21 protein-coding genes are annotated in these 26931 nt (G+C 54.4%); 7 read left to right on the top strand and 14 right to left on the bottom strand.

All coding sequences use genetic code 11. From position 1 onward, the window contains the following. The first annotated feature begins 107 nt into the window (after positions 1-107). Genes topA through KTQ90_RS07310 form a run of 5 tightly spaced genes read left to right on the top strand, consistent with a single transcriptional unit; the run spans position 108 to position 5759 of the window. Positions 108-2444: a type I DNA topoisomerase gene (topA, locus tag KTQ90_RS07325; RefSeq protein WP_217317805.1), complete on the top strand. Its 2337-nt coding sequence runs from the start codon at positions 108-110 to the stop codon at positions 2442-2444. A 4-nt stretch (positions 2445-2448) separates the two neighbouring features. Next, positions 2449-2976: a shikimate kinase gene (locus KTQ90_RS07320; protein ID WP_217317803.1), complete on the top strand. Its 528-nt coding sequence runs from the start codon at positions 2449-2451 to the stop codon at positions 2974-2976. Then, positions 2973-4865: a biosynthetic arginine decarboxylase gene (gene speA, locus KTQ90_RS07315; RefSeq protein WP_217317801.1), complete on the top strand. Its 1893-nt coding sequence runs from the start codon at positions 2973-2975 to the stop codon at positions 4863-4865. The genes KTQ90_RS07320 and speA overlap by 4 nt, the downstream gene beginning before the upstream one ends. Positions 4866-4887: 22 nt before the next feature. Continuing rightward, positions 4888-5193, top strand: coding sequence for a DUF6922 domain-containing protein (locus tag KTQ90_RS14005; RefSeq protein WP_083825715.1), 306 nt, complete (start codon positions 4888-4890; stop codon positions 5191-5193). Then, positions 5148-5759: a nucleotidyl transferase AbiEii/AbiGii toxin family protein gene (locus KTQ90_RS07310; protein WP_217317799.1), complete on the top strand. Its 612-nt coding sequence runs from the start codon at positions 5148-5150 to the stop codon at positions 5757-5759. Before KTQ90_RS14005 ends, KTQ90_RS07310 begins: the two co-directional genes overlap by 46 nt. Positions 5760-5879: 120 nt before the next feature. Here the strand turns inward: KTQ90_RS07310 and KTQ90_RS07305 are convergent, their stop codons facing one another. From KTQ90_RS07305 to rsmH, 13 genes are all read right to left on the bottom strand, one after another. Further along, the gene (locus KTQ90_RS07305) at positions 5880-7670 is read right to left on the bottom strand and encodes a 1-deoxy-D-xylulose-5-phosphate synthase (protein ID WP_217317797.1); all 1791 of its coding nucleotides are present in this window, start codon (positions 7668-7670) and stop codon (positions 5880-5882) included. A 294-nt stretch (positions 7671-7964) separates the two neighbouring features. Then, positions 7965-9287: a cell division protein FtsZ gene (ftsZ, locus tag KTQ90_RS07300; RefSeq protein WP_022157629.1), complete on the bottom strand. Its 1323-nt coding sequence runs from the start codon at positions 9285-9287 to the stop codon at positions 7965-7967. 20 nt (positions 9288-9307) lie between these two features. Further along, a complete protein-coding gene (ftsA, locus tag KTQ90_RS07295) occupies positions 9308-10711 on the bottom strand; it encodes a cell division protein FtsA (RefSeq protein WP_217317795.1) in 1404 nt (467 codons plus the stop codon). Positions 10712-10764: 53 nt separating this feature from the next. Then, a complete protein-coding gene (locus KTQ90_RS07290; protein ID WP_217317794.1) occupies positions 10765-11844 on the bottom strand; it encodes a cell division protein FtsQ/DivIB in 1080 nt (359 codons plus the stop codon). Continuing rightward, positions 11841-13220 (bottom strand): UDP-N-acetylmuramate--L-alanine ligase, encoded by a 1380-nt coding sequence (locus KTQ90_RS07285; protein WP_217317792.1) that lies wholly within the window; start codon positions 13218-13220, stop codon positions 11841-11843. The genes KTQ90_RS07290 and KTQ90_RS07285 overlap by 4 nt, the downstream gene beginning before the upstream one ends. A gap of 10 nt (positions 13221-13230) precedes the next feature. Next, the gene (gene murG / locus KTQ90_RS07280; protein WP_217317790.1) at positions 13231-14346 is read right to left on the bottom strand and encodes an undecaprenyldiphospho-muramoylpentapeptide beta-N-acetylglucosaminyltransferase; all 1116 of its coding nucleotides are present in this window, start codon (positions 14344-14346) and stop codon (positions 13231-13233) included. 315 nt (positions 14347-14661) lie between these two features. Continuing rightward, positions 14662-15924 (bottom strand): FtsW/RodA/SpoVE family cell cycle protein, encoded by a 1263-nt coding sequence (locus KTQ90_RS07275; RefSeq protein WP_022157634.1) that lies wholly within the window; start codon positions 15922-15924, stop codon positions 14662-14664. 205 nt (positions 15925-16129) lie between these two features. Next, a complete protein-coding gene (gene murD / locus KTQ90_RS07270) occupies positions 16130-17461 on the bottom strand; it encodes a UDP-N-acetylmuramoyl-L-alanine--D-glutamate ligase (protein ID WP_217317789.1) in 1332 nt (443 codons plus the stop codon). A gap of 145 nt (positions 17462-17606) precedes the next feature. Then, positions 17607-18875, bottom strand: a complete 1269-nt coding sequence (gene mraY, locus KTQ90_RS07265) for a phospho-N-acetylmuramoyl-pentapeptide-transferase (protein ID WP_022157636.1) — start codon at positions 18873-18875, stop codon at positions 17607-17609. 22 nt (positions 18876-18897) lie between these two features. Beyond that, entirely contained in the window at positions 18898-20343 is a 1446-nt protein-coding gene (locus KTQ90_RS07260; protein WP_217317787.1) for a UDP-N-acetylmuramoyl-L-alanyl-D-glutamate--2,6-diaminopimelate ligase, read from the bottom strand. Positions 20344-20357: 14 nt separating this feature from the next. Beyond that, positions 20358-22517, bottom strand: coding sequence for a penicillin-binding protein (locus KTQ90_RS07255; protein ID WP_217317786.1), 2160 nt, complete (start codon positions 22515-22517; stop codon positions 20358-20360). Further along, positions 22514-23020 (bottom strand): FtsL-like putative cell division protein, encoded by a 507-nt coding sequence (locus KTQ90_RS07250; protein WP_254359528.1) that lies wholly within the window; start codon positions 23018-23020, stop codon positions 22514-22516. Before KTQ90_RS07250 ends, KTQ90_RS07255 begins: the two co-directional genes overlap by 4 nt. A gap of 4 nt (positions 23021-23024) precedes the next feature. Further along, a complete protein-coding gene (gene rsmH / locus KTQ90_RS07245; protein WP_217317785.1) occupies positions 23025-23963 on the bottom strand; it encodes a 16S rRNA (cytosine(1402)-N(4))-methyltransferase RsmH in 939 nt (312 codons plus the stop codon). A gap of 168 nt (positions 23964-24131) precedes the next feature. Between rsmH and glsA the strand changes: the two genes are divergently transcribed. Both glsA and glsB read left to right on the top strand, forming a co-directional pair. Next, positions 24132-24992: a lyso-glycine lipid O-acyltransferase GlsA gene (gene glsA / locus KTQ90_RS07240; RefSeq protein ID WP_217317783.1), complete on the top strand. Its 861-nt coding sequence runs from the start codon at positions 24132-24134 to the stop codon at positions 24990-24992. A gap of 178 nt (positions 24993-25170) precedes the next feature. Further along, a complete protein-coding gene (gene glsB / locus KTQ90_RS07235; protein WP_217317781.1) occupies positions 25171-26163 on the top strand; it encodes a glycine N(alpha)-acyltransferase GlsB in 993 nt (330 codons plus the stop codon). A 197-nt stretch (positions 26164-26360) separates the two neighbouring features. On the opposite strand, the gene KTQ90_RS07230 is transcribed toward glsB, so the two are convergent. Further along, the coding region (locus tag KTQ90_RS07230; RefSeq protein ID WP_217317780.1) for a transposase at positions 26361-26931 on the bottom strand (571 nt) is incomplete at its 5' end.

The following is a 26931-nucleotide window of genomic DNA, read 5'->3' as shown; positions in this document are numbered from 1 at the left end:
CATTCCGACAAAGCGCAATATAATAAAACATAATTTTCCATATATAATAAGGTGTATGTAGAAAAATATGCTTACTTTTGCGCCCAAATTAAAGATACAGATATAAAATGCAAGAAAACTTAGTTATCGTCGAGAGCCCTGCAAAGGCAAAGACAATTGAGAAATTCTTGGGCGACGACTTTAAGGTGATGTCGTCATACGGTCATATCCGCGACCTGAAGAAGAAAGAACTCAGCATAGACAAAGAAACGCTGCAACCAGCCTACGTCATACCGAAGGACAAGGAAGAACTTGTGAAGCGCCTGCGCGAAAACGCTAAGAAAGCCGACAAGGTGTGGCTCGCATCCGATGAGGACCGCGAAGGAGAAGCCATCTCATGGCACCTTTGCGAAGTGCTCGGACTGGACGAGGCGTCTACCAACCGCATCGTATTCCACGAAATCACGAAGCCGGCGATTCTCGCCGCTATCGAGAACCCGCGCCATCTGGACATGAACCTCGTGAACGCCCAGCAGGCACGCCGCGTGCTCGACCGCATCGTGGGCTTCAAGCTCTCGCCCGTGCTGTGGCGCAAGGTGAAGCCGGCGCTCTCCGCAGGACGCGTGCAGTCGGTAGCCGTGCGACTCATCGTAGAGCGCGAACGCGAGATTCAGCAGTTCAAGAGCGAGCCCTACTACCGCATCAACGCCATCTTCGCCATCACTAACGCCGACGGATCGCAGTCGGAGGTGAAGACCGAGCTCGACAAGCGCTTCACGTCGCACGACGACGCAATCGCATTCCTCGAGAAGTGCAAGGACGCCGAGTTCAGCGTAGCCAACGTCACGAAGAAGCCGCTGAAGCGTATGCCCGCTCCGCCGTTCACCACCTCTACGCTGCAGCAGGAAGCAGCCCGCAAGTTGGGCTTCTCCGTGTCGCAGACCATGATGGTGGCGCAGCGCCTGTACGAAAGCGGTCTTATCACATACATGCGTACCGACAGCGTCAACCTCTCAAGTCTGTGCATCGGCGCAGCCAAGGAGGAGATCATCAAGCTCTACGGCGAGGAATACAGCTCGCCGCGCAACTTCCACACCCACTCGAAGGGAGCGCAGGAGGCTCACGAGGCTATCCGCCCCACATACATGGCGAACACATCCATCGAGGGAACAGCGCAGGAGCGCCGACTCTACGACCTTATCTGGAAGCGCACGGCAGCAAGCCAGATGGCGGAGGCGCAGATTGAGAAGACTACCGTGAACATTGCATCGTCTAACTTCGACGAGCGCTTCATCGCCAACGGCGAAGTAGTGAAGTTCGACGGCTTCATCAAGGTATACCGCGAGTCGACAGACGAAGACACCGAACAGCAGGACGAGTTCGCTCACAACCTGCCGCCAATCAAGGAGGGCGACGTGCTCACACGCCGCGAGATTTCGTCGACAGAGCGCTACTCGCAAGGCCCCACACGCTACACCGAAGCAAGCCTCGTGCACAAGCTGGAGGAACTCGGCATAGGCCGTCCGTCTACATACGCACCGACAATCTCCACAATCCAGCAGCGCGAATACGTTGTGAAAGGCGACAAGAAGGGCGAGGAGCGTCCGTACGTGATAGACACGCTGCGCGGTCTGAAGATTACGCCGACACGCAAGGTGGAGCTTACCGGCAACGAAAAGGGCAAGCTGCTGCCTACCGACATAGGCATCGTGGTGAACGACTTCCTCATGGAGAACTTCCCTGCCATCATGGACTACAACTTCACGGCAAAGGTAGAGCAGCAGTTCGACCAGATCGCCGACGGCAAGGAGGAGTGGACAGACATGATGAAGCACTTCGACCAGGAGTTTGAGCCGACTGTAGACAAGGTGATGAACGCACGCTCGGAGCATAAGGCAGGCGAGCGTCAGCTGGGCATCGACCCCGTAAGCGGACACCCTGTGTTCGTGAAGATAGGCCGCTACGGTCCGGTAGTTCAGATCGGAACAGCCGACGACGACGAGAAGCCGCGCTTCGCACAGATGCCTGCCGACAAGAGCATGGAGACAATAACGCTGGAGGAGGCGCTCGAACTGTTCAAGCTGCCGCGCACCATCGGCGAATACGAGGGCAAGACCGTCACCATAGGCGCAGGTCGCTTCGGTCCGTACGTGCTGCACAACAAGAAGTACGTGTCGCTGCCTAAGAACGAAGACCCGATGACCGTAACTCTCGAGACAGCCATCAGCCTCATCGAGGAGAAGCGCAAGGCGGAGGAGCAGCGCCATCTGAAGAAGTTCGACGAAGACCCGAAGCTCGAAGTGCTCAACGGACGCTACGGCCCGTACATAGCCTACGACGGAGCCAACTACCGCATACCGCGCGACCTGCACGAGAAGGCTGCCGAACTCACATACGAGCAGTGCATGGACATCATAAAGAACCCGCCGGCGCCGAAGAAGCGCACCGCTACCAAGAAGAAGTAGAAGAATGACACGAATCATCCTCATCGGCTATATGGGAGCCGGCAAGACAACCATCGGAAAGGCTCTCGCCAAGGAGCTCGGCGTGACGTTCTACGACCTCGACTGGTATATAGAGACACGCATGCGCCGCACCATAAAGCAGATATTCGACGAGAAGGGCGAAGACGGATTCCGCCGCATCGAGCACAACATGCTGCACGAAGTGGCGGAGTTCGAGAACGTCGTCATCTCGTGCGGCGGCGGCACGCCGTGCTTCTACGACAATATCGACTACATGAACTCGCAGGCGCAGGTGGTCTACCTCAAGGCGTCGCCCGAAGTGCTCTACGAACATCTGCAGATGGGACACCGCGTGCGACCGCTGCTGCTCGGCAAGTCGCCCGACGAGGTGAGGACATTCATCGTCGAACAGCTCGCCAAGCGCGAGGAGTTCTACTCAAAAGCTAATCATACATTGAACGTCGACTTGCTCGACAATTTCACGAAAATACAAACAACAATAGAAAACCTGAGAAAAATACTCAAGAGATGAAGAAATGGACCATTGACGATTCACGCGAGCTCTACAACATCAACGGTTGGGGCACGTCTTACTTCGGTGTAAACGACAAGGGCGACATGTACGTGACGCCATGCAAAGACAACGTACAGATTGACCTGCGCGACGTGATGGACGAACTGCAGCTGCGCGACGTTACGCCGCCGGTGCTGCTGCGCTTCCCCGACATTCTTGACAACCGCATCGAGAAGACTTCAAGCTGCTTCAAGAAGGCGGCTGAGGAGTACAACTACAAGGGCGAGAACTTCATCGTCTACCCTATCAAGGTGAACCAGATGCAGCCCGTCGTAGAGGAGATTATCTCGCACGGACGCAAGTTCAACCTCGGACTGGAGTGCGGCTCAAAGCCCGAGCTGCACGCTGTGATAGCCGTGCAGTGCCAGAGCGACTCTATCATCGTCTGCAACGGCTACAAGGACCAGAGCTACATCGAGCTGGCGCTGCTGGCGCAGAAGATGGGCAAGCGCATATTCATCGTCGTTGAGAAGATGAACGAGATTGGGCTCATCGCCGCTGCCGCAAAGAAGCTCGGCGTACGCCCCAATATCGGCATACGCATCAAGCTCGCCTCGTCGGGCTCGGGCAAGTGGCAGGAGAGCGGCGGCGACGCCTCGAAGTTCGGTCTGCGCTCGTCGGAGCTGCTACAGGCTTTGCAGACGCTCGACGAGAAGGGCTTGCACGACTGCGTGCGCCTCATCCACTTCCACATCGGCTCGCAGATTACAAAGATACGCCGCATACAGACCGCCCTGCGCGAGGCTGCCAACTTCTACGTGCAGCTGCACAAGCTGGGCTATAACATCGACTTCGTCGACTGCGGCGGCGGACTCGGCGTCGACTACGACGGCACACGCTCGTCGAGCTCGGAGAGTTCGGTCAACTACTCTATCCAGGAGTACGTGAACGACTGCGTCTACACCTTCGTCGACGCGTCGGACAAGAACGAGATACCGCACCCGAACCTCATCACCGAGAGCGGACGCTCGCTGTCGGCTCACCACTCGGTGCTCATCATCGACGTGCTCGAGACAACATCGCTGCCGCAGATGCGCGAGGAGTTTGAGCCTACAGAGAACGACCATCAGCTCGTGAAGGACCTCTACGAGATATGGGATAACCTCGTCCCGCGCACGATGCTCGAGAACTGGCACGACGCCGAACAGATACGCGACGAGGCGCTCGACCTCTTCTCGCACGGCATCGTCGACCTGCGCACACGCGCCGAGATAGAGAGCATGTACTGGAGCATCTGCCGCGAGGTGAACAGCATGGCTAAGAGCATGAAGCACATGCCCGACGAGCTGCGCGGACTCGACAAGGTGCTTGCCGACAAGTATTTCTGCAACTTCTCGCTCTTCCAGTCGCTGCCCGACGCTTGGGCTATCGACCAGCTCTTCCCTATCGTGCCCATACAGCGACTCGACGAACGCCCTACGCGCAACGCTACGCTGCAGGACATCACTTGCGACTCGGACGGCAAGATTGCCAACTTCGTTACCAACCGACAGGCGTCGCACGTGCTGCCCGTACACACGATAAAGAAGAACGAGGAGTACTATCTGGGCGTGTTCCTCGTGGGTGCTTACCAGGAGATATTGGGCGACATGCACAACCTCTTCGGCGACACCAACGCCGTGCACATCTCGGTGAAGGACGACACCTACCACATCGACCAGATATTCGACGGCGAGACCGTTGAGGAGGTGCTCGACTACGTGCAGTATAACCCGAAGAAGCTCGTGCGCCAGCTCGAGATTTGGGTGACAAAGAGCGTCAAGGCGGGCAAGATCTCGCTCGAAGAAGGCAAGGAGTTCCTCAGCAACTATCGCTCAGGTCTCTACGGCTACACTTATCTGGAGTAGAAATAACAAATAGCACAAATATATGGACAGAACAGAATGTAAAGAACAATTGTCTCCTGTGTTGTTTTGGGATGTAGATATATCACAAACCGACATGGACAAGTACCCTTCGTTCTTTGTACAAAGAGTGTTGGAATACGGTAAATGGAGCGATTGGAACATATTGGTAAACTACTACGGAAAAGAAAAGATCGTAAATATCTGTATGAATTTACGGTCTTTAGACCCCGTCTGCCTATCCTATATTTGTGCTATTTCAAATACTAAAAAGGAGGACTATAGATGTTATCGTATTGCACAGTCGAACCCAACACACTGGAACTCTTAAAAGCGTTAATGCAAGAACCTGACTTCTCTAAAATGAGATTGGTAGGCGGAACCGCTTTAGCTTTACAGTATGGTCATCGCAAATCAATAGACTTGGACTTCTTTGGAGACTTGGAATGTGAACAGGAAGATACATTTGCAATACTCTCCAAGTATGGTAAAGTTGAGACAATCAAAGAAACGAAGACAATCAGAATATATGCCGTTAATGGAATAAAGGTTGACTTCGTGAACTATAGCTGCTATCCGTGGATAGATACCCCAGTTTCAAAAGACGGCATACGACTGGCTTCTACAAAAGACATCGCAGCAATGAAAATAAACGCCATTGAAGGACGAGGAACACGAAAGGATTTTGTGGATGTTTATTTCCTTCTAAAGCACTACACATTGCCAGAACTCCTTGATTTCTACAAAGACAAATACCCCGATCACAGCTTCTTCAGAGCCCTTATGAGCCTGACTTATTTTGAGGATGCAGAGATGCAACCGATGCCCAAGATGTTGTGCGACGAATCATGGGAAAATATGAAGAAGACAATAATCGAAGAGGTTAGAAAAATATAAGGAAAATCATCCGCGCCGAACGGCGCAGACATACATAACGACCGATACGAACATACGCAACGACCGACGCGGATGTACGTATCGGTCGTTGCGTATCTGTAAGTCTCAAGCACGGGGCGCTTATTCGCCTAAAGCTGCGAGCACATCCTCTACAATCTGAGCGTCGAGCAGACGGTTGTCGGAGAGCAACTGCTCGACGTCGAAGCGGTCGTAGAGACCTTTCTTCACGCCGCATACGAGCACTTTCATATCGGAAGTGCCGTAGTAGGCGGCGATGCGCTCGCCGAATCCGCCGTCCTTACAGCCGTCTTCGAGCGTCACCACAAGCTGATGGTCGGGCTTCAGCGCATCGAGCGTAGCGGCGTCAACGTCGTTAAGGTAGCGCGGATTGATGAGCGTTGCATCGATGCCCTTCTCGGCGAGCAGACCGACGACGCTCTCGCCCTTCTGATAGAACGAACCGGCTGCAACTACAGCCACCTTCGAGCCTCTGTGCGCCACCTTGTACTGCGGCTCGCAGGCGTACTCGGCATCAACCTGCTCAGTAGTGTGCACCACTTCGCCCGTCGGAACACGCAGCGCAACGGGCGTCTTTTCCTGCTTTATAGCCCAACGGAGCATGGCGAAATACTCCTCACAGTTAGTGGGCGCAAGATAGACAAGACCGGGGATGCCGCAGAGCATCGGTATGTCGAACAGGCAGATGTGCGTGATGTCGTTCATGGAGCGCACACCGCCGCCCACAACGTTGATGACAGCCGGATTGGCATTGATGCAGAGGTCCTGCGCTATCTGGTCATACGTGCGCTGGATGAAGGTGCTGTAGACGGTCCACACGGGATGCAGTCCGCCCTTCGCCATGCCCGATATCATTGCTACAGCCTGCTCCTCGGCTATGCCCATGTCTATATGCTGCGAACCAGCCTCCTTGCGCTTTGCGGCTGTGAATCCGCCGGCTGCAGGCGTGCCTGCCGTGACGGCGATAAGCGTCGGGTCGAGCTTCATCTCACGCAGCATCCAGTCGCTGAACAGCACGGCGTAGTCTTCCGCAGGCACGACGTCGGGCATAGAGCCGTCGGCATTGCGCACGGGGCGCGAGCCGTCGTCGAGATTGAAGGGCAGTCCCCAGTGCCACGCCTCCTTATTCTGCACGGCGGGCGCATAGCCGTGACCCTTCTCCGTGTGTATGTGCACCACGGTTGGGCGGTCGGTGTCCTTCACGCTGCGAAACACCTCGATGAGCTTCGCGATATCGTTGCCCTCCTCAAGATACGTGTAGTCGAAGCCCCACGCCTTGAACCAGTTGTGCTCGCACGCTCCGTTGCTCTCGCGCAGCGCACGCAGATTCTTGTATATTCCGCCGTGGTTCTCGGCGATAGACATCTCGTTGTCGTTCACCACGATGATGATGCCTGTGCCCAGCTCCGACGCCTCGTCGAGACCCTCGAACGCCTCACCGCCCGAGAGCGAGCCGTCGCCGATGACGGCTATGATGTTCTCGTGCGTGCCCTTCACGTCGCGCGCCTTCTGCAGACCGGTGGCAAGGCTAATGGATGTGGAGGTGTGACCCACCTCGAAGTTGTCGTACTCGGGGCATTCCGACGGCGACGAATAGCCAGATATGGCGTTCATATCATCGACATCGCCGAGGAAACCTGCGGCGCGACCTGTAAGCACCTTGTGCGGGTAGCACTGGTGGCTGACGTCGAACACGAACTTGTCCACCGGCGCATCGAACACGTAGTGCAGTGCGATGGTCGCCTCAACGAAGCCGAGGTTCGGACCTACGTGTCCGCCGTGCTTGCTCACGCGATTGAGCACCGCCGCACGTGTCTCGTCCGCCACAATGTTAAGCGCCTCTATGTCCAGCCCTTTCAAGTCGGCTGGCGACTTAATCTTTTCTATGTACATGCTTGTTTTATCTTTTATGTTTTACGTTTTTCAGATTGCAAAGTTACGCAAAATGTTCCGTACGGCGCATACCGCCAATACGGCAGAACTTACCGATATTGCGTTTATTCAACCCTACATGCGTTTCCCTCAACGGCAAAGAACTCGTTTCTTGAGAACAACAAAGGGCAATATCAAGCCATCCTGTTGATGTTTTGATATTGCCCTTCGTAGTGCTATATTTGTAGTTTTACAAGTATATGCCGCTTACAGCTTTGTTTGCATTCAGCCTGCAAGCGACAGAGTGTTCGGTCATTAGAACTTGATAGTGCGCACAACCTCCTCTTCAGGCTGCTGCTTCACCTGTTTGCGCTCGTCAGATACACGGTGTTGCAGCTCCTTCACCTGCTGCGATGTACGCTTGTATGTCGGAGTGTTCTCAACGGCGAGTATAACCTCCTCGTTGTCGAGGTCCTCAGGCCGGAAGCGGAAGATGTGCGGACGACTCTTGTACACCGTAGTACCGTTGTCACCGGGGTAGTACTTACCAATACGTATGCCTTGCTCTATCTCCGTTTCTGTCGCCTTGTCGTCAGCCTCCTTAACAATCTTCTTGATGTGCGAGTCCATTCCGTCGACGTCTCTGATGCCGAAGCCCGTAGCGAGGATCGTTACCTTCACCTTGTTGCCGAGATCGGGGTCGAGACCGATACCCCACTTGATTTCGAAGTCGGAGCCGAACTGCTCCATGAAGTCGTTCACCTCGTTCATCTCCTCCATCATGAGGCCGCCGGCTGACTGGTTATCCTTGTCGCTGCCATTCGAGAAGTTGATGCTGAGAAGAATCTTCTTCGAGTTGAAGATGTCGTTGTCGTTGAGAAGCGGCGAATTGAGTGCGTCCTGTATAGCCAGTTTCACACGACCGTCGCCCTCGCCGTAGCCAGTAGACATGATAGCCACGCCGCCGTCCTTGAGCACGGTCTTAACGTCGTTGAAGTCGAGGTTGATGAGTCCGTGGTTGGTGATGATTTCGGCGATTGACTTCGCTGCCACACTGAGCGTATCGTCAGCCTTTCCGAACGCGTCGAGCACGGTGAGCTCGGGATAAATCTTGCGCAGACGCTCGTTGTTGATAACGAGGAGCGCGTCTACGTGCTTCGCCATCTCGTCTACGCCGTCGAGAGCCTGGTTGATCTTCTTCTTGCCCTCGAAGCGGAACGGGATGGTGACGATGCCTACCGTGAGGATGTCGAGTTCCTTCGACACGCGGGCGATAACCGGCGCAGCTCCAGTACCTGTTCCGCCGCCCATTCCAGCGGTGATGAAGGTCATCTTCGTGCCGTCGCTGAGCATCGACTTGATGTCGTTGATGCTCTCCTCGGCAGCCTGACGCGCCTTCTCTGGCTTGTTGCCGGCTCCGAGTCCTTCCTTGCCGAGCTGCAGCTTCATGGGCACGGGCGAATCGTTGAGCGCCTGCATATCTGTGTTGCAGAGCACGAACGACACGTCGTGTATGCCCTCGCGGTACATGTGGTTGACGGCGTTGCCGCCGCCTCCACCTACACCAATCACCTTAATAATAGTATTCTCTTTTTCAGGTGCACCGAAGTCCACCATCGGGTTGATATTGTCTGACATAGTAATAATCGTGTTAAGGGTTATTCATTGACATCGGGTTCGAAGATAGAGCTTCCGAACTTCTTGAGCGAGCCGAAGAAGCGGCTGAACTTTGTGGGCTTATGTGGCTCCGGAGCCTTCTCTTCCTCTTCTTCCTCTGCATTGGCGGCGGGCTGTGCTGTGGTCTGCGCTGCAGGCTGTGTGCCTGTGCCTGTTGTTGCCAGCGTCGGGTCGAGAGTGACTGTGTTCTCTGAGCCCGGCTCCACTTCTTCGTCGAAGAGCGACCCGCTGATGGCGCGTCCGGCGCAGTTCATGTCGCCCTTTGCGAGCAGACCGAGAATGGTGTTCGTGGTGCCGTCCTCAGAGAGAATCACGTCGGAGTCCTTCTTGTTGATGTTGAGTGTGGTAGACTTCGCGATGCGCACCTTCTCCACGTCGAACACTTCGTGGAAGAGCTTCTCTACGTTCTTCATGTTGCTGCCGCCGCCGGTGAGCACGATGCCGCCGAGCAGTTTGTCGGCGAACTCGTGTGGCACGAGATACTTCACGTTCTCCACTATCTCGAGCATGCGCGCCTCAACCACCTGGATGAACATGCGGCTGGGTATCGTTCTGCCGTCGCCGATGGGTAGAGTTGCGTCGGCGTCTATATCTTTCTCGTTGGTCAGAGCCGAGGCGTGCTTCAGCTTCATCGCCTCTGCGTTTATCTCGTCTATCTGCAACGACTCGAGGTCTTTGGTCACGTTAGATCCGCCGAGCGGAAGCACGGCGATATGGCGCAGCTTGTTGCGGTAGTAGACCGATACGGTTGTGGTGTCGGCGCCGAGGTCTACGAGCACGCATCCTGCGCGCTTCTCGGCATCGGTGAGCACGCAGTCGGCCATCGTGAGCGGGGCGAGATACATCTCAGCCACCTTTATGCCTGAGTTGTCGAGACTCTTGTTGAGGTTGCGGTAGAACGAGCGGCGCCACAGCACGTTGAGGAAGTTGCCCTCAAGATGTCTTGCCTGGATGCCTACGGGGTCGTCCTCGTAGTGTCCGTCCACATTGTATTCTTGTGTTATGGCGTCGAGAATCTCGCAGTCTTTGTATTCCATGCTGCGGTTGGTGTCCATGAGTTCGTTCACCATATCCTGCGACACGATGCAGTCGAGCGGCAGTTCCTTCACGATGGAGTTCTTGACGCTGTGTATGCTCTGGCCTCCGATGCCTACATACACCTGTTCTATTTCGGTTTTGAGAGTATTCTTGAGTTTGCTTACAATGTTGCTCAGTCCCTGTGCGGTACGTTCAATATTATATGCTACGCCCTTGCGTATGTACGAGGCGGAGTCTTCTTTAGCGACAGCAAGAATAGAGATGCTGCCATCGGGGTTTTTCCTTCCGGCAATTCCGGTCATCTTTGACGACCCGAGCTCAATAGCTACTATAAAATCCTTTGCCATACGTTTTTTATCTTGTTGAGTGTTAATTATCTTTTGTTACTTGATTCCGAATTTTATGCTTTGCCGGCTTTCGACTTCTTTGCCTTCTCGGACTTTTCGGTCTTCTTCTCGGTCTTCTTCACAGACTTGTCCGACTTCTTTTCTGTCTTCTTCTCGGTTTTTTCCAACTTCTTTTCAGATTTCGTTTCCGATTTCTTCTTTGTCCGGTCGGTGTTTGAGGCGTTGTCGGTCTTTTTCTCCGTGTCTGCGGTCGGAGTTGTCGTAGTCTCGTTCTGCGGTTGTGTTGTTTCGGCGGCTGGTTGCACGGGGGCTACGGGCTGTACGGGAGCTGCAGCCTGATGCTTTGCCGATTTCTTTCGGCAGATGATTTGGTTGTCGAACTCGATGTCTATGTACGAGTATTTGTTCCAGCCTACTTCTGAGAGTCCGTACTTGTAGAACTTCAGCAGTCGGGTCATCTTCACTTCCATGAACTTGCGTATGAGCGTGTAATGGTCTGTGCGTCGGTTGCCGTCGGGCAGTCGTCCGAGGTGTACGATGTGGTCGCCTACGCGCGGCACGATTTCGACGCTGTGGTTAGGCAGCACGTTTATCTGCTCTATGAGGTTCTTCCACACGTCGTTTGCCATTATCACGCGTCCCAAGGGTGAGAGGAAGTTGGTGGCGTACCAGCGGTTGATTGCTCCTGTTGCGATGATGAGGTCACTCACGTAGTGGGTTGTGGGCATTACGCGGTCGTTGTCGTCTACGTAGTAGTCGTCGCCGTTGTCGGCCTTGATTCTTATCACGGGCATGCGCTGGGTCACGCTGATGTATACGTGTCCGCCTTCTGTCTTGTAGCAGTCGGCTGTCTGCACGAAGGGACTCGCCTTGAGCATTTCTTCAATTCGGCGCGCGTCTACCTTGCATATTTCCTTGCCCATGGGGTAGGCGCCGCCTTTCTGCAGTCTGTCTTTTATTATCTTCGCATCGATGAATCCGCTTGTGGCGTTGTCGGCGATGTCGATGTTCACCTTATTGCACAGCGTATGGTTTCCGCCTTTCTTGTCGAATGAGCAGAACGCGAACGCCAGGTATACGGCTATCAGTACATCGCTTAGGATGAAGAAGATTTTGCTTGGAGACAGTTTCACTTCTTGTTTTCTATTATTTTTGTTATTTGTGGCATGTAGTTGTCGAGGTCGCCTGCGCCGAGTATGACGAGCACGTCGAAGTCGCGCTGCTTAACGAGGTCGAGCACGTCGTCCTTGCGTATGATGCTCTTCTCGATGCCTGGTCGGAGATTGTCGTAGATGAGCTGCGATGTGACGCCTTCAATGGGTTGCTCGCGTGCGGGGTAGATCTCTGTGAGTATCACCTCGTCGAGCTGGCTGAGCGCATCGGCGAAGTCGCGGTAGAAGTCGCGTGTGCGAGTGTAGAGGTGGGGCTGGAATATAGCTGTGATATGGCGGCCCTTGTAGAGTTCGCGTATGCTCTTTGCGCTCTGGTATATCTCCTTGGGGTGGTGTGCGTAGTCGGAGAGCAGGACGTGTCGGCTGTCGTTTATCTTGAAGTCGAAGCGTCGGTCTACGCCGCGGTATGTCTTCATGCCGTACTTGAGTTCTTCGGCTGTGCATCCGGCGAGCTGTGCCATTGCCATTGCTGCGATGCCGTTGTCGATGTTGATTGGCACGGGCTGTCCGAGCTCTACGTCCTTTACGTTCTCGATGGGCGAGACGAAGTCGAAGGTGATTGTTCCGTTGTCGATGCGTATGTTCTCGGCGTGGAAGTCGCCCTCGGTGCGACTGTACTCGTATACCTTCACTCCGGGCTGCACGTCGGCGTGCATCTCGAGTCCGCGGTGTATGATGAGTGCGCCGCCGGGCTGTATGAGTGTGGTGTAGTGGCGGAAGCTTTCGAGGTAGGCTTCTTTAGTGCCGTAGATGTCGAGGTGGTCGGGGTCGGTGGCGGTGATGACGCTCATCCATGGGCGGAGCCAATGGAAGGAGCGGTCGAACTCGTCGGCTTCTATCACTACATAGTCGCTTTCTGCGGAGATGATGTAGTTGGTGCTATAGTTCTTTGATATTCCGCCGAGGAAAGCGTTGCAGTCGATGTGGCCCTGGTGCATGATGTGTGCGCACATTGTAGAGGTCGATGTCTTGCCGTGTGTGCCGGCTACGCAGAGTCCCTTGTGTGTGCGTGTTAGTGTGCCGAGCACCTGTGCGCGCTTTTCTACGGTGAATCCGTTTGCGCGGAAGTATTGCAGCTCCTTGTGTTCGGCTGGTATTGCTGGTGTGTATATCACGAGGCACTGTTTCGGGTCGCGGCAGGCGTGCGGTATCTCGTCTACGTTCTCCTCGTAGTGGAGGAGTGCGCCTTCGCGTTCGAGTTGCTTTGTGAGTTCTGAGGGTGTCTTGTCGTAGCCTGCCACTACCACGCCCTTGCGTATGAAGTAGCGTGCGATGGCGCTCATGCCGATGCCGCCTGCGCCTACGAAATAAACGGCTTTGATATCTTTGAGTTCCATTTCTGTTTCTTTATTTTTTGTTGGCGAGCTTGAGCACTTCGTCGGCAATGACGTCGGCAGAGTTGTGCTTGCCAAGTTTCTTTATGTTGGCTGTGAGCTGCGCGAGCTGCTCGGGGTCGTTCACGGTGTCGACGGCGAGCTGCAGCAGCGTTGCGGGTGCGTCGGCATCCTTCACGTAGAGGGCTGCGTCCTTGTTGACAAGGGCGAGTGCGTTCTTCGTCTGGTGGTCTTCTGCCACATTGGGCGAAGGCACGAGTATGACGGGCTTGCCTATCAGACAAAACTCGCTGACTGAGCTTGCGCCGGCGCGGCTTATCACGAGGTCGGCTGCTTTGTACGCCGCTCCCATGTCGCCGATGAAGTCCATCACCTTAAGCATGGGCAGGGGCTTGTGTGCCTTGAGCTGCTCGGCTACGGCTGCGCTGTAGTATTTGCCGGTCTGCCAGATGAACTGCACGCCGCTTTTCTCTACGAGGTCGAGGTGCTGCAGCACGCTTTCGTTCACGGTGCGCGCTCCGAGGCTGCCGCCTACGAGGAGGATGGTCTTCTTAGCGGGGTCGAGACCGAAGCTGCGCAGGGCGTCTTCGCGCGAGATGGTGGTCTCGATGAGGTTCTGGCGCACGGGGTTGCCGGTGTTTATTATCTTCTCTGCGGGGAAGAAGCGCTCCATGCCGTCGTATGCCACGCATATCTTGCGCGCTTTTGCAGCAAGGTGCTTGTTGGTTACGCCGGCGTATGAGTTCTGCTCCTGTATGAGCGTGGGGATGCCCATCGAGCTGGCTGCGTCGAGCGTGGCTGCGCTGGCGTATCCGCCTACGCCTACTACTACGTCGGGCGCGAACTCGCGGATTGTCTTGCGCACCATTCGCTTGCTGCGCAGGAAGTCGAGCGCAACACCGATGTTACGGGGCGACCAGAGTGGGCGGATGAATCCTCTCACCGGTAGTCCTACTATCTCGTAGCCTGCGTCGGGCACACGCTGCATCTCCATACGTCCGAGGGCTCCAACGAAGAGTATCTTCGCGTTGGGGCACTTCGATTTAATTGCATTGGCTATTGATACGGCTGGGAAGATATGGCCTCCGGTGCCGCCGCCACTAACAATGACTCTTAATTCCTGTTCCATTTGCTCACATTTCTTTCAACTTACAAAATTAATCATTTTTTCTGATAATGTAGATTATTGTGCTTTTTTTATTACGCTTTTTTTAATTAATGTGCAACCGATTGCAACCTACACTCTGAGACCCTATTGCTTGAATGCGCAGAACGGACTTCAACGTACGTATAGAACAAAAAAAATTCCCGCAGCGCTGGAATGCAATTACCGATATGATGTAGTGTTGTTACATATATGCTGTAATTGCATTCCAGCGCTGCGGGAATTGTACGTATGTTTTGCTTCTACTTTCCGATCCGAAGGCTTCAGCACTCTGAAAGCCTACGCTACGTTCGTGTCTGCTATTATCTCCTGCTTGCGCTGCGCCGAGCGGCTCACGCTGAGTATCGCGCCGATGTACACGCAGTTGATGATGGTCGCCGTACCACCCTTACTGATGAACGGCAGCGGCTGACCCGTCACCGGCACCAAGCCCACAGCCACACACATGTTGAACAGCGCCTGCGTCACGAGCAGCAGCGCCAGTCCCATGGCGAAGAACGCCGGGAAGTTGTTCTCGCAGCGGCTGGCTATGCGCCCCGTGCGGAACAGCAGTATGATGTAGAGCATAGCCACGCCCGTAGCGCCCAAGATGCCCATCTCCTCGATGATGATGGCGTAGATGAAGTCGCTGAACGCCTGCGACACGAAGTCGCGCTCCTCGGAGTTGCCCGGTCCCTTTCCCATGATGTTCGACGTAGCAATGGCGATGTTGGCGTGCGCCACCTGAGCGTCCTTGTCGAGGTCTACGTCCTTCGGCGCCACATCCTTGTGGGCGAGGAACTTGTTGATGCGCGATTTCCACGTATCGAAGCGGTGGAACACCCTCTCTACAGTGCTTTTATCCTCCTTCTTCTGCTCTATAGTCTGCTCGGTAAGCGTCTGGTTAGCGGGCTTCTGCGCCTCCTCGTCGGTACCGAACGCCATGACGCAGCACACCAGGAGCGCCACAGCCAGCACCACGACGCCCAGAAGCGCACCCAACTGCCGCGCCGGAACACGCCCGAGCAGCATCATCATGAATATCACTAAGCAGAGCAGCATCGCCGTCGACAGATTCTCAACCATGATGAGCGGCACGATGGGGAGGCACACCATCAGTATATACCTGAAAGCCAGCTTGTCGGCGCCATTCTCCGTCTGCAACGCACTCAGTATCTGCGCCGTTGCCAGCACCATAGCGCCCTTCGCTATCTCCGACGGCTGAAACTGTAAGCCGAAGAGTACTATCCAGCGTTGCGCACCGTTGGTGGAGGCGCCGGCAATAGCCACCCATAGCAGCGTGACTACAGCGAAAAGCAGTACGAACGGCGTAGCCATCTTGAAGTATCTGCACTTCACGTTGAGCGTCACCACCATGCAGACTATTCCGATCACGATCAGCATGATATGCTTCAGCACCGGCGCCGTATAGCTGCTCGCCTTATACGTGAGCTGCGACGAAGCCGAATACACCTCGATGATGCTGACAAGGCACAGGAAGAAGAACACCATCCATATCACCTTGTCGCCTTTGAATATATTGCCTAATGTCTTGTTTATCATTGCTTGTTGCTATTTTATGTTGAGGTGTTGTTGTGGTGAGATGATGTTATGTTGAGATGTTGAGGTGTTGAGATGTTGAGATGTTGACATTAGCAATACAAATCTCAACATAACACCATCACACCACCACACCACCTTTCTTTCACCACCTCACCACCTCAACACATTTCTCACCACCTCAACATCTCAACACCTCAACACCTTATTACAGCCCTCTCACCAACGTCTTGAACTGCTCGCCTCTGTCCTCCATATTCTTGAAGAGGTCGAAGCTTGCGCAGCACGGACTCAGCAGCACGGTGTCGCCCGGCTCAGCCAGCTCGTAGCAAGCCGCCACGCAGTCCTTCATCGAGTGGGTGTCGCGAATCTCCACGCCCACGTTGTCGAAGAAGTCGTGCAGCTTCTTGTTGTCGGCTCCGAGGAACACAAGCGCCTTGCACTTCTGCTTCACCAGATCGAGTATCTCGTTATAGTCGTTGCCCTTGTCCTTGCCGCCGATGATGAGGATGGTAGGCGTCTTCATGCTCTCAAGAGCATACCAGCAGGCGTCTACGTTCGTAGCCTTCGAGTCGTTGACATACTGCACGCCGCCTACCTTGCACACCTTCTCCAGACGATGCTCCACGCCGGGGAAGTCGCTCAGGCTCTGGCGTATCACGTCCTTCTTGATGCCCGTGATGTTGCCCGCGATGCCCGCAGCCAGCGAGTTGTATATGTTGTGCTTGCCCGTGAGCGACAGCTCCTCCTGCTCCATATTGAACGGCGTTGGCTTCTCAATGGTATACTCGCCGTCCTCCATATAGCCGATAGAGCCTTTCTCCTTCAGCTCCGAGAACGGATACTGTATAGCCTTGATGTCGTACTTCTCCAGCTCGCGCTTGATGACTGGGTCGTCGTTCCAGTAGATGAACGAGTCCTTGTCGGTCTGGTTCTGTATGATGCGCATCTTCGCGTCCACGTAATTCTGCATGCAGTAGTCGTAGCGGTCGAGATGGTCGGGCGTGATGTTCAGCAGGATGGCGATATTGGCGTGGAAGTCGTACATGTTGTCGAGCTGGAACGAGCTAAGCTCTATGATGTAGTATTCATGCGGATCCTCAGCCACCTGCAGCGCAAGCGAGCGTCCGATGTTGCCCGCCAAGCCCACGTCGTAGCCTGCCGTCTTGAAGATATGATAGATGAGCGACGTCGTTGTCGTCTTGCCGTTCGAGCCGGTGATACAGATCATCTTCGAGTGGGTGTAGCGGCCCGCAAACTCTATCTCGCTGATAATGTGTATACCCTTCTCCATCGCAGCCTTCACCATCGGAGCCTCCTTCGGTATGCCCGGACTCTTGATGATTTCGTCGGCAGAGAGAATCTTCTCCTCGGTATGCTGACGCTCCTCCCACTCGATGGCGTGGTCGTCGAGCAGCTTCTTGTATTTGTCTTTGATGGCAGACATGTCGCTAACGAACACGTCGAAACCTTCCTTCTTTGCCAACACTGCGGCACCGGCTCCACTCTCGCCGGCTCCAAGAATAACTATTCTTTTCATTGTTTTATGATTTTAGAACCAAGAAAGATGTATTTCTGCTGAGAAATGAGACGATTCGGAAATATTGGAAATGCAAACATCTCAACATAACAATGGAAATGTCAACATCTCAACACCTCACCATCTCAACATCTCAACACCCTTCCTATCTAATCTTTAATGTTATAATGGTCATAGCCGCCAGGATTATCGTCGTAATCCAAAAGCGAACCGTAATCTTCGACTCGTGGAATGCACCCTTCGGTCGAGTGATGAGATACTTGCAGTCGGGGTCGAGCTGCGAAGCCTGCGTGCGGAAGTTGTCGTGGATAGGCGTACGCTTGAAGATGCGCTGCTTTACGCCGCGACGCTTGCCCAGCTTGTAGTAGTAGACCTGCAGTATGACGCTCAGACTCTCCACGAAGAAGATGCCACAGAGTATCGGCAGAAGCAGCTCCTTGTGGATGATTATCGCAGTAACGGCGATGATACCGCCGATTGTGAGCGAGCCGGTGTCGCCCATGAACACCTGAGCCGGATAGGCGTTGTACCAAAGGAAGCCTATCAGCGCACCCACAAAGGCGCAGAGGAACACCACAAGCTCCTGCGACTCCGGTATGTACATTATGTTAAGATAGCTCGCATACTCTATGTGCGAACTCACATACGCCAGTATGCCCAACGCCACACCGATGATGGCGGAGTTGCCGGCACACATGCCGTCCATACCGTCGTTAAGGTTGGCGCCGTTGCTCACCGCTGTCACCACGATGATGGTCATTATCACGAACAATATCCAGCCTGCCGCAACGCGGTGCTCGCCGAAGATGCTCGTAATGCGCGAGTAGTCGAGGTTATGGCTCTTGACGAACGGGATGGTTGTCTTTAGCGACTTGTGCGCTTCGCTCTGATGCTTCACTACTATCTCCTGACCCTGACGCTCGTAGACGAGATTCTCGTTCATCTTGACGTCTGGCGACGCCCACAGCACAAGACCCACTATCAGACCGATACCCACCTGACCTACTATCTTGTAGCGGCCCTTCAAGCCTTCCTTGTCGTGGCGGAATATCTTTATGAAGTCGTCCATGCCGCCCAGCACACCGAGCCACAGCGTGGTGACAATCATCAATATGAGGTAGATGTTGCGCAGGCGTCCGAGCAGAAGCACCGGCACAAGGATGGAGACGATGATGATGACACCTCCCATCGACGGCACTCCTATCTTCTTCACACCGAACGGGTCGATGCTTGCGTCGCGCGCAGTCTCAGTAATCTGCTTGCGCTTGAGATACTTGATAAACTTCTCGCCGAACCATGCCGAGATAACGAGCGACAATATCAGCGCCAACAGCGAACGGAACGAAATGTAGCCCCACATGTGCGAGCCACTAATGCCGTATTCTTCGAGGAAACGAAAAAGATAATATAACATTTCTGAGTTTTGAATTTAAATTCTAAAAGCACTCACGTACCACTTCATGGTCGTCGAAGTGATGCTTCACACCCTTTATCTCCTGATAGTTCTCATGTCCCTTGCCGGCTATGAGCACTACGTCGCCCTTCTTTGCCATCATGCAGGCGGTGCGTATAGCCTCGCGGCGGTCGACAATGGTTATCACCTTCTTCATCTGCTGCGCGTTGAGTCCGGCGAGCATGTCGTTGATGATGTCCTGCGGCTCCTCGAAGCGCGGGTTGTCGCTTGTGATAATCACGCGGTCGCTCTGCTTCACAGCCTCCTGCGCCATAAGCGGACGCTTTCCCTTGTCGCGGTTGCCGCCGGCTCCGCATACGGTGATTACCTCGCCCTTTCCGTCGAGCACCTCATGTATGGCGTTGAGCACGTTCTCCAGAGCATCCGGCGTGTGGGCATAGTCGACAACGGCGGTGTAGCCCTCCGGCGAGTGGATAGGTTCGAGACGTCCGCTCACGCTGTGCAGCGTACTCATCACTACGAGCACGTCTTCGGGCTTCTTGCCGAGCATAACTGCCGCGCCGTAGACAGCCAGCAGGTTGCTCACGTTGAACTTTCCGATGAACTGTACGCCTACTTCCCGGCCGTCAATCTCGAGATACATGCCCTCGAAGTGACATTCTATTATGCGAGCCTTGAAGTCAGCCACGCTGCGTATAGAGTAGGTCTTCACCTGAGCCTTCGTGTTCTGCACCATAATCATGCCGTTCTTGTCGTCGGCGTTGGTGATGGCGAAGGCAGTTTTGGGCAACATGTCGAAGAAAGCCTTCTTCGCATTGCGGTAGTTCTCGAAAGTCTTGTGATAGTCGAGATGATCTCGTGTGAGATTGGTGAACAGACCGCCGGCGAAAGTGAGTCCGCCGATGCGCTTCTGCGCTATGGCGTGAGACGAGCACTCCATGAAGGCGTACTCGCAACCTGCATCCACCATGCGATGAAGCAGTTCGTTCAGCGCTATCGGGTCTGGCGTCGTGTGGTCTGCCGGCACAGCCTCGTCAACGATGTAGTTGCACACGGTAGAAAGCAGTCCGCACTTATGTCCCATCTTCGAGAACATATTATATAATAAGGTGGCGATAGTGGTTTTACCGTTCGTTCCGGTCACTCCTACGAGCTTCAGCTTGGTAGAAGGATTGCCGTGGAACGTTGTTGCCACCTCACCCACTACGTCTTCGGTGCTTGCCACCTGCACATAAGTTACGTTTTCGTCGGTTTGTTCTGGCATCTCCTCGCAGAGCACAGCCTTTGCGCCGAGCTCCACCGCCTTAGGTATGAACTTGTGTCCGTCTACCTGAGTGCCCTTCATTGCCACAAACAAATGTCCGTCCTTGATACGGCGAGAGTCTATGTTGACACCCGTCACTTCTACATCATCGCTGCCTTTAACAGCAAGAACGGTGATGTTCTTAAGCAATTCTTTAAGTTTCATATATCTTTGTTTTTTTATCCGAGTTTAAGCGAGCATACCATGCCCTTCTTTATTCTTTCTCCTGCGCCGATGCTCTGCTCCGTTACCTTTCCTCTACCCGTGAGCCTAACCTTTACGCCTCTGCTCTCGATAAGAAAGACGGCGTCGCGAGCTCCCATGCCGTGAACGTCGGGCATTACCGACTTGTCGCCTTCGTTTACGCGTTTCAGCTGAATGACACTTCTGTCGCTCTCGTCGGCGCGTCCCCAGATGGGGTTTCCGTTGAGATAAGAGCCGTCCCAGTCTGTGCGCTGCTTCACGCCGAGATGCTCAAGCACATAGCTTGCAGCCAGCACATTGCCGCTCTTAACCTGCGGGATGAGAACAGAAAGCGAGTCGCGGGCGTCAGAAGCCTCCAGCTTGAGGCTCTGCGCCATGATACCTTCTGCGATGTCGTGGAACACAACGCCGCTCATGCCGCCGCCCGAAGCCGGCAGACCCGACTTCTGTATGCATACGATGCAGCTGTAGCGCGGCTCGTATGCGGGGAAGAAGCCGGCGAAAGACAGCAGATAGTTCATTTGTCCGCTCTTATAGCCGGCGGCTCCTTTTGATATCTGAGCCGTTCCGGTCTTTCCTGCGACGAGGAACGACTGCGAGCCGGCTTTCTTTCCGAGACCCTGACTCACAACGTGCTCAAGTATCGTGGTTATCTTCTTTATCGTCGACTCCTTGGCTATCTGCTCACGCAGCACTACGGGGTCGAACTCTTTTATTACTACTCCGTCCTTCATCACAGCCTTCACGAAGCGCGGCGCAACCATCTTTCCGCCGTTGGCAATGGCGTTGTAGAAGGTAAGAGTGGAGATAGGCGGCACCTGCGTCTCGTAACCGATGCTCATCCAGGGCAGAGTGGTCTTGCTCCAGTTGACATACTGCTTGCCTCGCGAGTCTTTCTTCGGCATTCGGATGCGTGCCGACGATGCACCTTGCAGCGGAATGTGCAGGTCGTCGGCGAGTCCGAGTCGGTATATTCCCTGCACAAACTTCTCTGGTGTGTTGTGATAGTGGTCGTCGATGATGCGGCTGACGCCGATGTTTGAGCTCACCATGAGCGTCTGCGGCAGAGTGAGCATGCCGTAGCCGCCGCGTCGCCAGTTGTGGTCTTTCATCTCTCTGCCATACATCGGCCAGACGCCGCCGGCAGTCTCCACGCGGTAGGTTGTGTCGACCACTCCGTCGTCGAGCGCCACCATTATGCTTGCGGTCTTGAACACCGAACCCGGTTCGAGCAAGTCGCTTATAGCGTGGTTCTTTATCTCGTGATAGTCGTCATCGTCACACTTCGTCATGTTGACGATGGCTTTAATGTCGCCGGTCTTCACCTCCATCACGATAGCCACGCCCACATTGGCGTTGATGAGTCGCAGCTCCTTGAGCAGCGCGCGTTCGGCGAGGTCCTGCATCGACACGTCGATAGTAGTGACGATGTCGGCGCCGTTCTCCGGCGGCGTATCCGTGATGTCGAGATATCTGTTCAGCACCTTGCGTCTGTGCCGTATGCCCTCTACGCCTCTAAGGAGCGAGTCGTACGAGAGTTCCAAGCCGCATTGTGCGGTATCCTTTGCGCCGAACATCTTTCCGATGGTGCGGCCTGCGAGCGAACCGTACGCCAGTCTGCGAGCGTTATGCTCCTCCCAGTGAAAACCGCCCTGATTGGTTTTCAGACGGAACACGGGCAGACGCCTCACTTCTGAGAACGTGCTGTAGTTGATGCGTCGGTTCCACACGGGCCAGTGCTGCTTGTTCTTCTCGAAGCCCTCCATGAGATGCTTCTTGAACTCAGCCGCCGTGCGGTCGGGGAAGATTGCGTTGAGCCCTGTGCAGATAGAATCGATCTTCTCGCAGAAGAGCGTGTCCTTCTTCGCTACGCGCAGCGCCTTGAAGTCCATGAATATGTTATACTGCGGCAGCGACGACGCCATGAGTTGTCCGTCGCAGCTCAGTATGTTTCCGCGCATAGGCTGCGTCTTGAGGCTGTCTACCTTCACGCGGTCTGCCACTTCCTCCCAGTAGGCGCGCTTTGCCGTCATGATATACAGCGTCTTTCCCAGCACGCTTATAGCCACCAGCGTCATTATGACGGCTAAGAACGCATAGCGTGGCATTACTTTCTTGCTATCAAACTTGCTCATTTCTCTTCTTGATTAGGAATGGTTATTATATACGGTGGCTGCGTAGGTATGTGCAGCGTGCTGTCCTTGTCGTTGTGCAGGCGTTCGAGCACCTTGCTCTCGCGAGTCTGCTGCGTGAGGTCGCTCGAACTTGAGAGTGCTCTGTACTTTGCGTCCTCCAGCTCGCTCTTCAGATTGTCTATCTTGATGAGGTTCTGCTGACACTTGTATCGGTTCGAGATATAGACGATGATGAACAGCGTTATTAACACTATCACCCATATCTGCTGTCGCAGGAACTGCGTGTTGAGCATTTCGCCACCGAGAATCTTTCCCAGCGTCACGTTCTTCGTCAGCGGCAGTTCGTCTTCTATGGCTTGCTGTCGTATGATTGTGCGCAGCGACGGTGCGCTGTCTACGTCGTTGGCAGCCGTTTCGCCAGTCGTCTGTTCGCCCTTAGCGTTGTCTTCCGTGTTGGTCACATCCACCTTTATGGCGTCTGTTATGGGGTTATCTTCTTTCATTGTCTCATTTCTTTTCAGCAATTCTTAGTTTTGCGCTGCGGCTGCGTGGGTTTTCTTCTTGTTCTTGTTCCGAGGGCAGTATCACCTTGTTGTTGACGAGGCGGAACGGCGTCTCGATACGTCCGAAGAAGTCCTGCTGCACCTTTCCCTCCACGTTGCCCGACTTCATGATGTTCTTCACCATGCGGTCTTCGAGCGAGTGGTAGGTTATCACCGAGAGTCGTCCGCCGGGGGCGAGCAGTTCGGTGGCAGCGAGCAGCATCTCGCGCAGCGCGTCCATTTCGTGGTTCACTTCAATACGCAATGCCTGAAAGAGTCGCGCCATGTCCTTTTTCTCTCGCTCGCGCTTGAAAAAAGGCTCCACGGCAGCCAGAAAATCCTTCGTTGTCTTTATCTCCGCCTGCTGACGTGCCTTGACGAGCGCCGCGGCTATGCGTCGCGAGTTCTTCAGTTCGCCGTAGATGTAGAAGATGTCGGCGAGTTGTTCCTCGTCGTACGTGTTCACTATCTCGGCAGCGGTGCGTCCGGCGCGCTTGTTCATGCGCATGTCAAGCGGCGCGTCGAAGCGGAACGAGAATCCGCGTTCGGCGTCGTCGAAGTGGTGCGACGACACGCCGAGGTCGGCGAGCAATCCGTCGATGTGCTCCACGCCGTAGTAGCGCATCCAGTTCTTCAGATAGCGGAAGTTGCTGCGCACGAACGTGAAGCTGTCGCCGGCGTCGGGAATATTGCGCTCGGCGTCGGCGTCCTGGTCGAAACTGTAGAGGTGTGCGCCGTCGGTGAGCCGCGAGAGTATCTCGCGCGAGTGTCCTCCGCCACCGAAGGTGACATCTACGTAAACGCCGCCCGGCTTGATGTCGAGTCCGTCGACGCTCTCGCCGAGAAGCACCGGTACATGATATGTTATTGCTGTTGTAGGATTGTCAGTGTTGTTCTTATACATTATATATGCGTATTTGGGTGTAAAGGTACACAAAAATTCGCACACATGGTTACAAATCTTTATCAATTTTGTTTAAATACGACATTTCTTGTGCGAAATTGTTCGTATGTAAAAAAGATGTAGTATTTTTGCACCAAATATCGAAAAAGTAACAGATATTTCGGGTATATGAACGAGATAACAGAAAAGACAATAGACATCGAAAAGATACTGCGCAGCAAGATGGGCAGCAAGGCGCGCTACGTGCCTGGACTGCTCGTCGGATGGCTCAAGAAGATCATCCATCAGGACCAGGTGAACGCGTTCATCTGGGAGCACCGCAACGAGAGCGGCGTAGAGTGGCTGGAGTCTACCGTGCGCTATCTGAAGATGGACATACGCATCATCGGCAAGGAGAACCTTCCGCCGAAAGACGACGGCAAGCTATACACGTTCGTGTCCAACCATCCGCTGGGCGGACAGGACGGCGTGGCGCTCGGCTCAATCATCGGACGCCACTACGACGGACGCTTCCGCTACCTCGTCAACGACTTGCTGATGAATCTGCCGGGCTTGGCGCCGGTGTGCATCGGCATCAACAAGACCGGTCGGCAGGGACGCGACTTCCCGCGCATGGTTGAGGCGGGCTTCAAGAGCGACAACCACATGCTCATGTTCCCCGCCGGACTGAACAGTCGCAAGCAGAAGGATGGTTCGATACACGACCTGCCGTGGAAGAAGACGTTCATAACGAAGAGCGTGGAGTGCCACCGCGACGTGGTGCCCATCTATTTCAGCGGACGCAACTCGGAGCGCTTCTACCGCATCGCCAAGTTCAGCGACCGCTGGCTGCCGTTCAACCTCGCCATGATATTCCTCGTCGACGAGATGTACCGCAACGTGGGCAAACACTTCGACATATACATCGGAAAGCCTATACCCTGGCAGACGTTCGACAAGAGCCGCACGCCGTACGAGTGGGCACAGTGGGTGCAGCAGGAGGTGTACAAGCTGAGCCCCTCCCAACCCTCCCCGTCGGGGAGGGCTTAAGAATGCCCAAAAGGCTTAAGAAGGCTTAGTTAGCAAAGGATTAGAAAGGCTTAGTTAGCAAAGGCTTAAGAAGGCTTAGAAAGGCTTAGTTGCCAAAGCTTAAGAAGGCTTAGTTAGGCCAAAGCGCCCCCAACAACCACCCCAACCAGAAGAGAAAGCAAGAAAAAACAACACACAAATGGAAGGACCAATCATTGAACCGGTAAGCAAAGAGCTGCTCAAGAGCGAACTCGCGCCCGAGCGCCAGCTCCGCATGACCAACAAGAGCAACAACGAGATATACATCATCACGGCACACAATGCGCCGAACGTGATGCGCGAGATAGGCCGACTGCGCGAGATAGCATTCCGCGAAGCGGGCGGCGGCACCGGCAAGTCGATGGACATCGACGAGTTCGACACCTGCGCGAACTGCTACAAGCAGCTCATCGTGTGGAACCCCGAGGCGGAGGAGATAATCGGCGGATACCGATACTTGCTCGGCACCGACTGGGAGCTTGACGAGAACCGCCAGCCGAAGCTCGCCACAAGCCACATGTTCCACTTCTCCGACAAGTTCATCGACGACTATATGCCCTACACCATCGAGCTGGGCCGCTCGTTCGTAACGCTCGAATACCAGAGCACACGACGCGGAGCGAAAAGCCTCTTCGCGCTCGACAACTTGTGGGACGGTCTCGGCGCTCTCACCGTCATCAAGCCTAACGTGAAGTATTTCTTCGGCAAGATGACCATGTACCCGTCGTACATACGCCGCGGCCGCGACATGATTCTCTACTTCCTCAAGAAGCACTTCGACGACAAGGACAATCTCATCCTGCCGCTCCATCCGCTGAAGATAGAGACACCGGAGGAGGAGCTTGCGGCGCTGTTCTGCGAGGACGACTTCAAGAAGGATTATCTCATACTCAACCGCGAGATTCGTGCGTTGGGCTATAACATCCCGCCGCTCGTGAACGCTTACATGTCGCTCTCGCCCACCATGAAGCTCTTCGGCACCGCCATCAACTACGGCTTCGGCGACGTCGAGGAGACGGGCATCCTCATCGCCGTGGACGAGATTCTCGAAAGCAAGCGCGTGCGCCATATCGACTCGTTCATAAAGGAGCACCCCGAAGCGCTCGAGATCACCAGCGGCGCCAACAACGTCATCTACAAAGAACGCACATAGGAGGGTACGGCATTCCTGCCTACCCCACGCAGCCTGCTGCTGCGATGTACTCCCACGGAATACGCCGAATTCACAGAAGCTTCTGATGAGATATACTCCCACAGATTTCACAGATTTACACAGATGTTTTAGGCTAAGACTTCTGCGTGCTCTGCTTTCTATGTTAAAATCCAAATGTTTTGACCATTATTTTCATTTTAAGCTGAGATTTTATATTCAGGGGTGAAAATTTGGCGATTCCGGACCATGGCAGTGACCAAATGTACAAGTTTGTTCTTGACATTGTTCAGTGCAACCTGCTTCTTCTTTCCGCGTTCCACGAGTCGCATATAGTACCTTGCCATAACGGGATTGAAGTTGACAGCAGCCAGTGCAGCCTGCGTCAGCATGGCCTTAATCTGGCGGTTCGCCATGTAGTGCACATGTGGATCGGAATGCACACTGGTACCCGAATCTTTGCCGAATGGGGCTATACCATAGTAGCAGGAAATCTTCCTTGAATCGTAGTTGAAACGACGGAAGTTGTCGGTGTATACCATCAAGCAGACAGCGTTCTGCGTTCCTATACCAGGCACCGAAGTCACGATGGTGAATACCTCGGTGAGCTCTTTGTCCGACTTGATGAGAGCAGTGATACGCTTGTCTATCTTCTCTATCTCCTTATTGAGTTCAGACACGATATGTCTTCCACTCTGCGAGATCATCGTCTTGATAGGCGATTTCTCCATGGTGAGTCTCTTCTCGCCTCTACGCACCTGAAAACTGCAT

Source organism: Leyella stercorea (genome assembly GCF_019052365.1).
Taxonomy (GTDB): domain Bacteria; phylum Bacteroidota; class Bacteroidia; order Bacteroidales; family Bacteroidaceae; genus Prevotella.
Note: the sequence above shows the minus strand (reverse complement) of the source record. Positions and strands in the feature narration are given on the sequence as shown.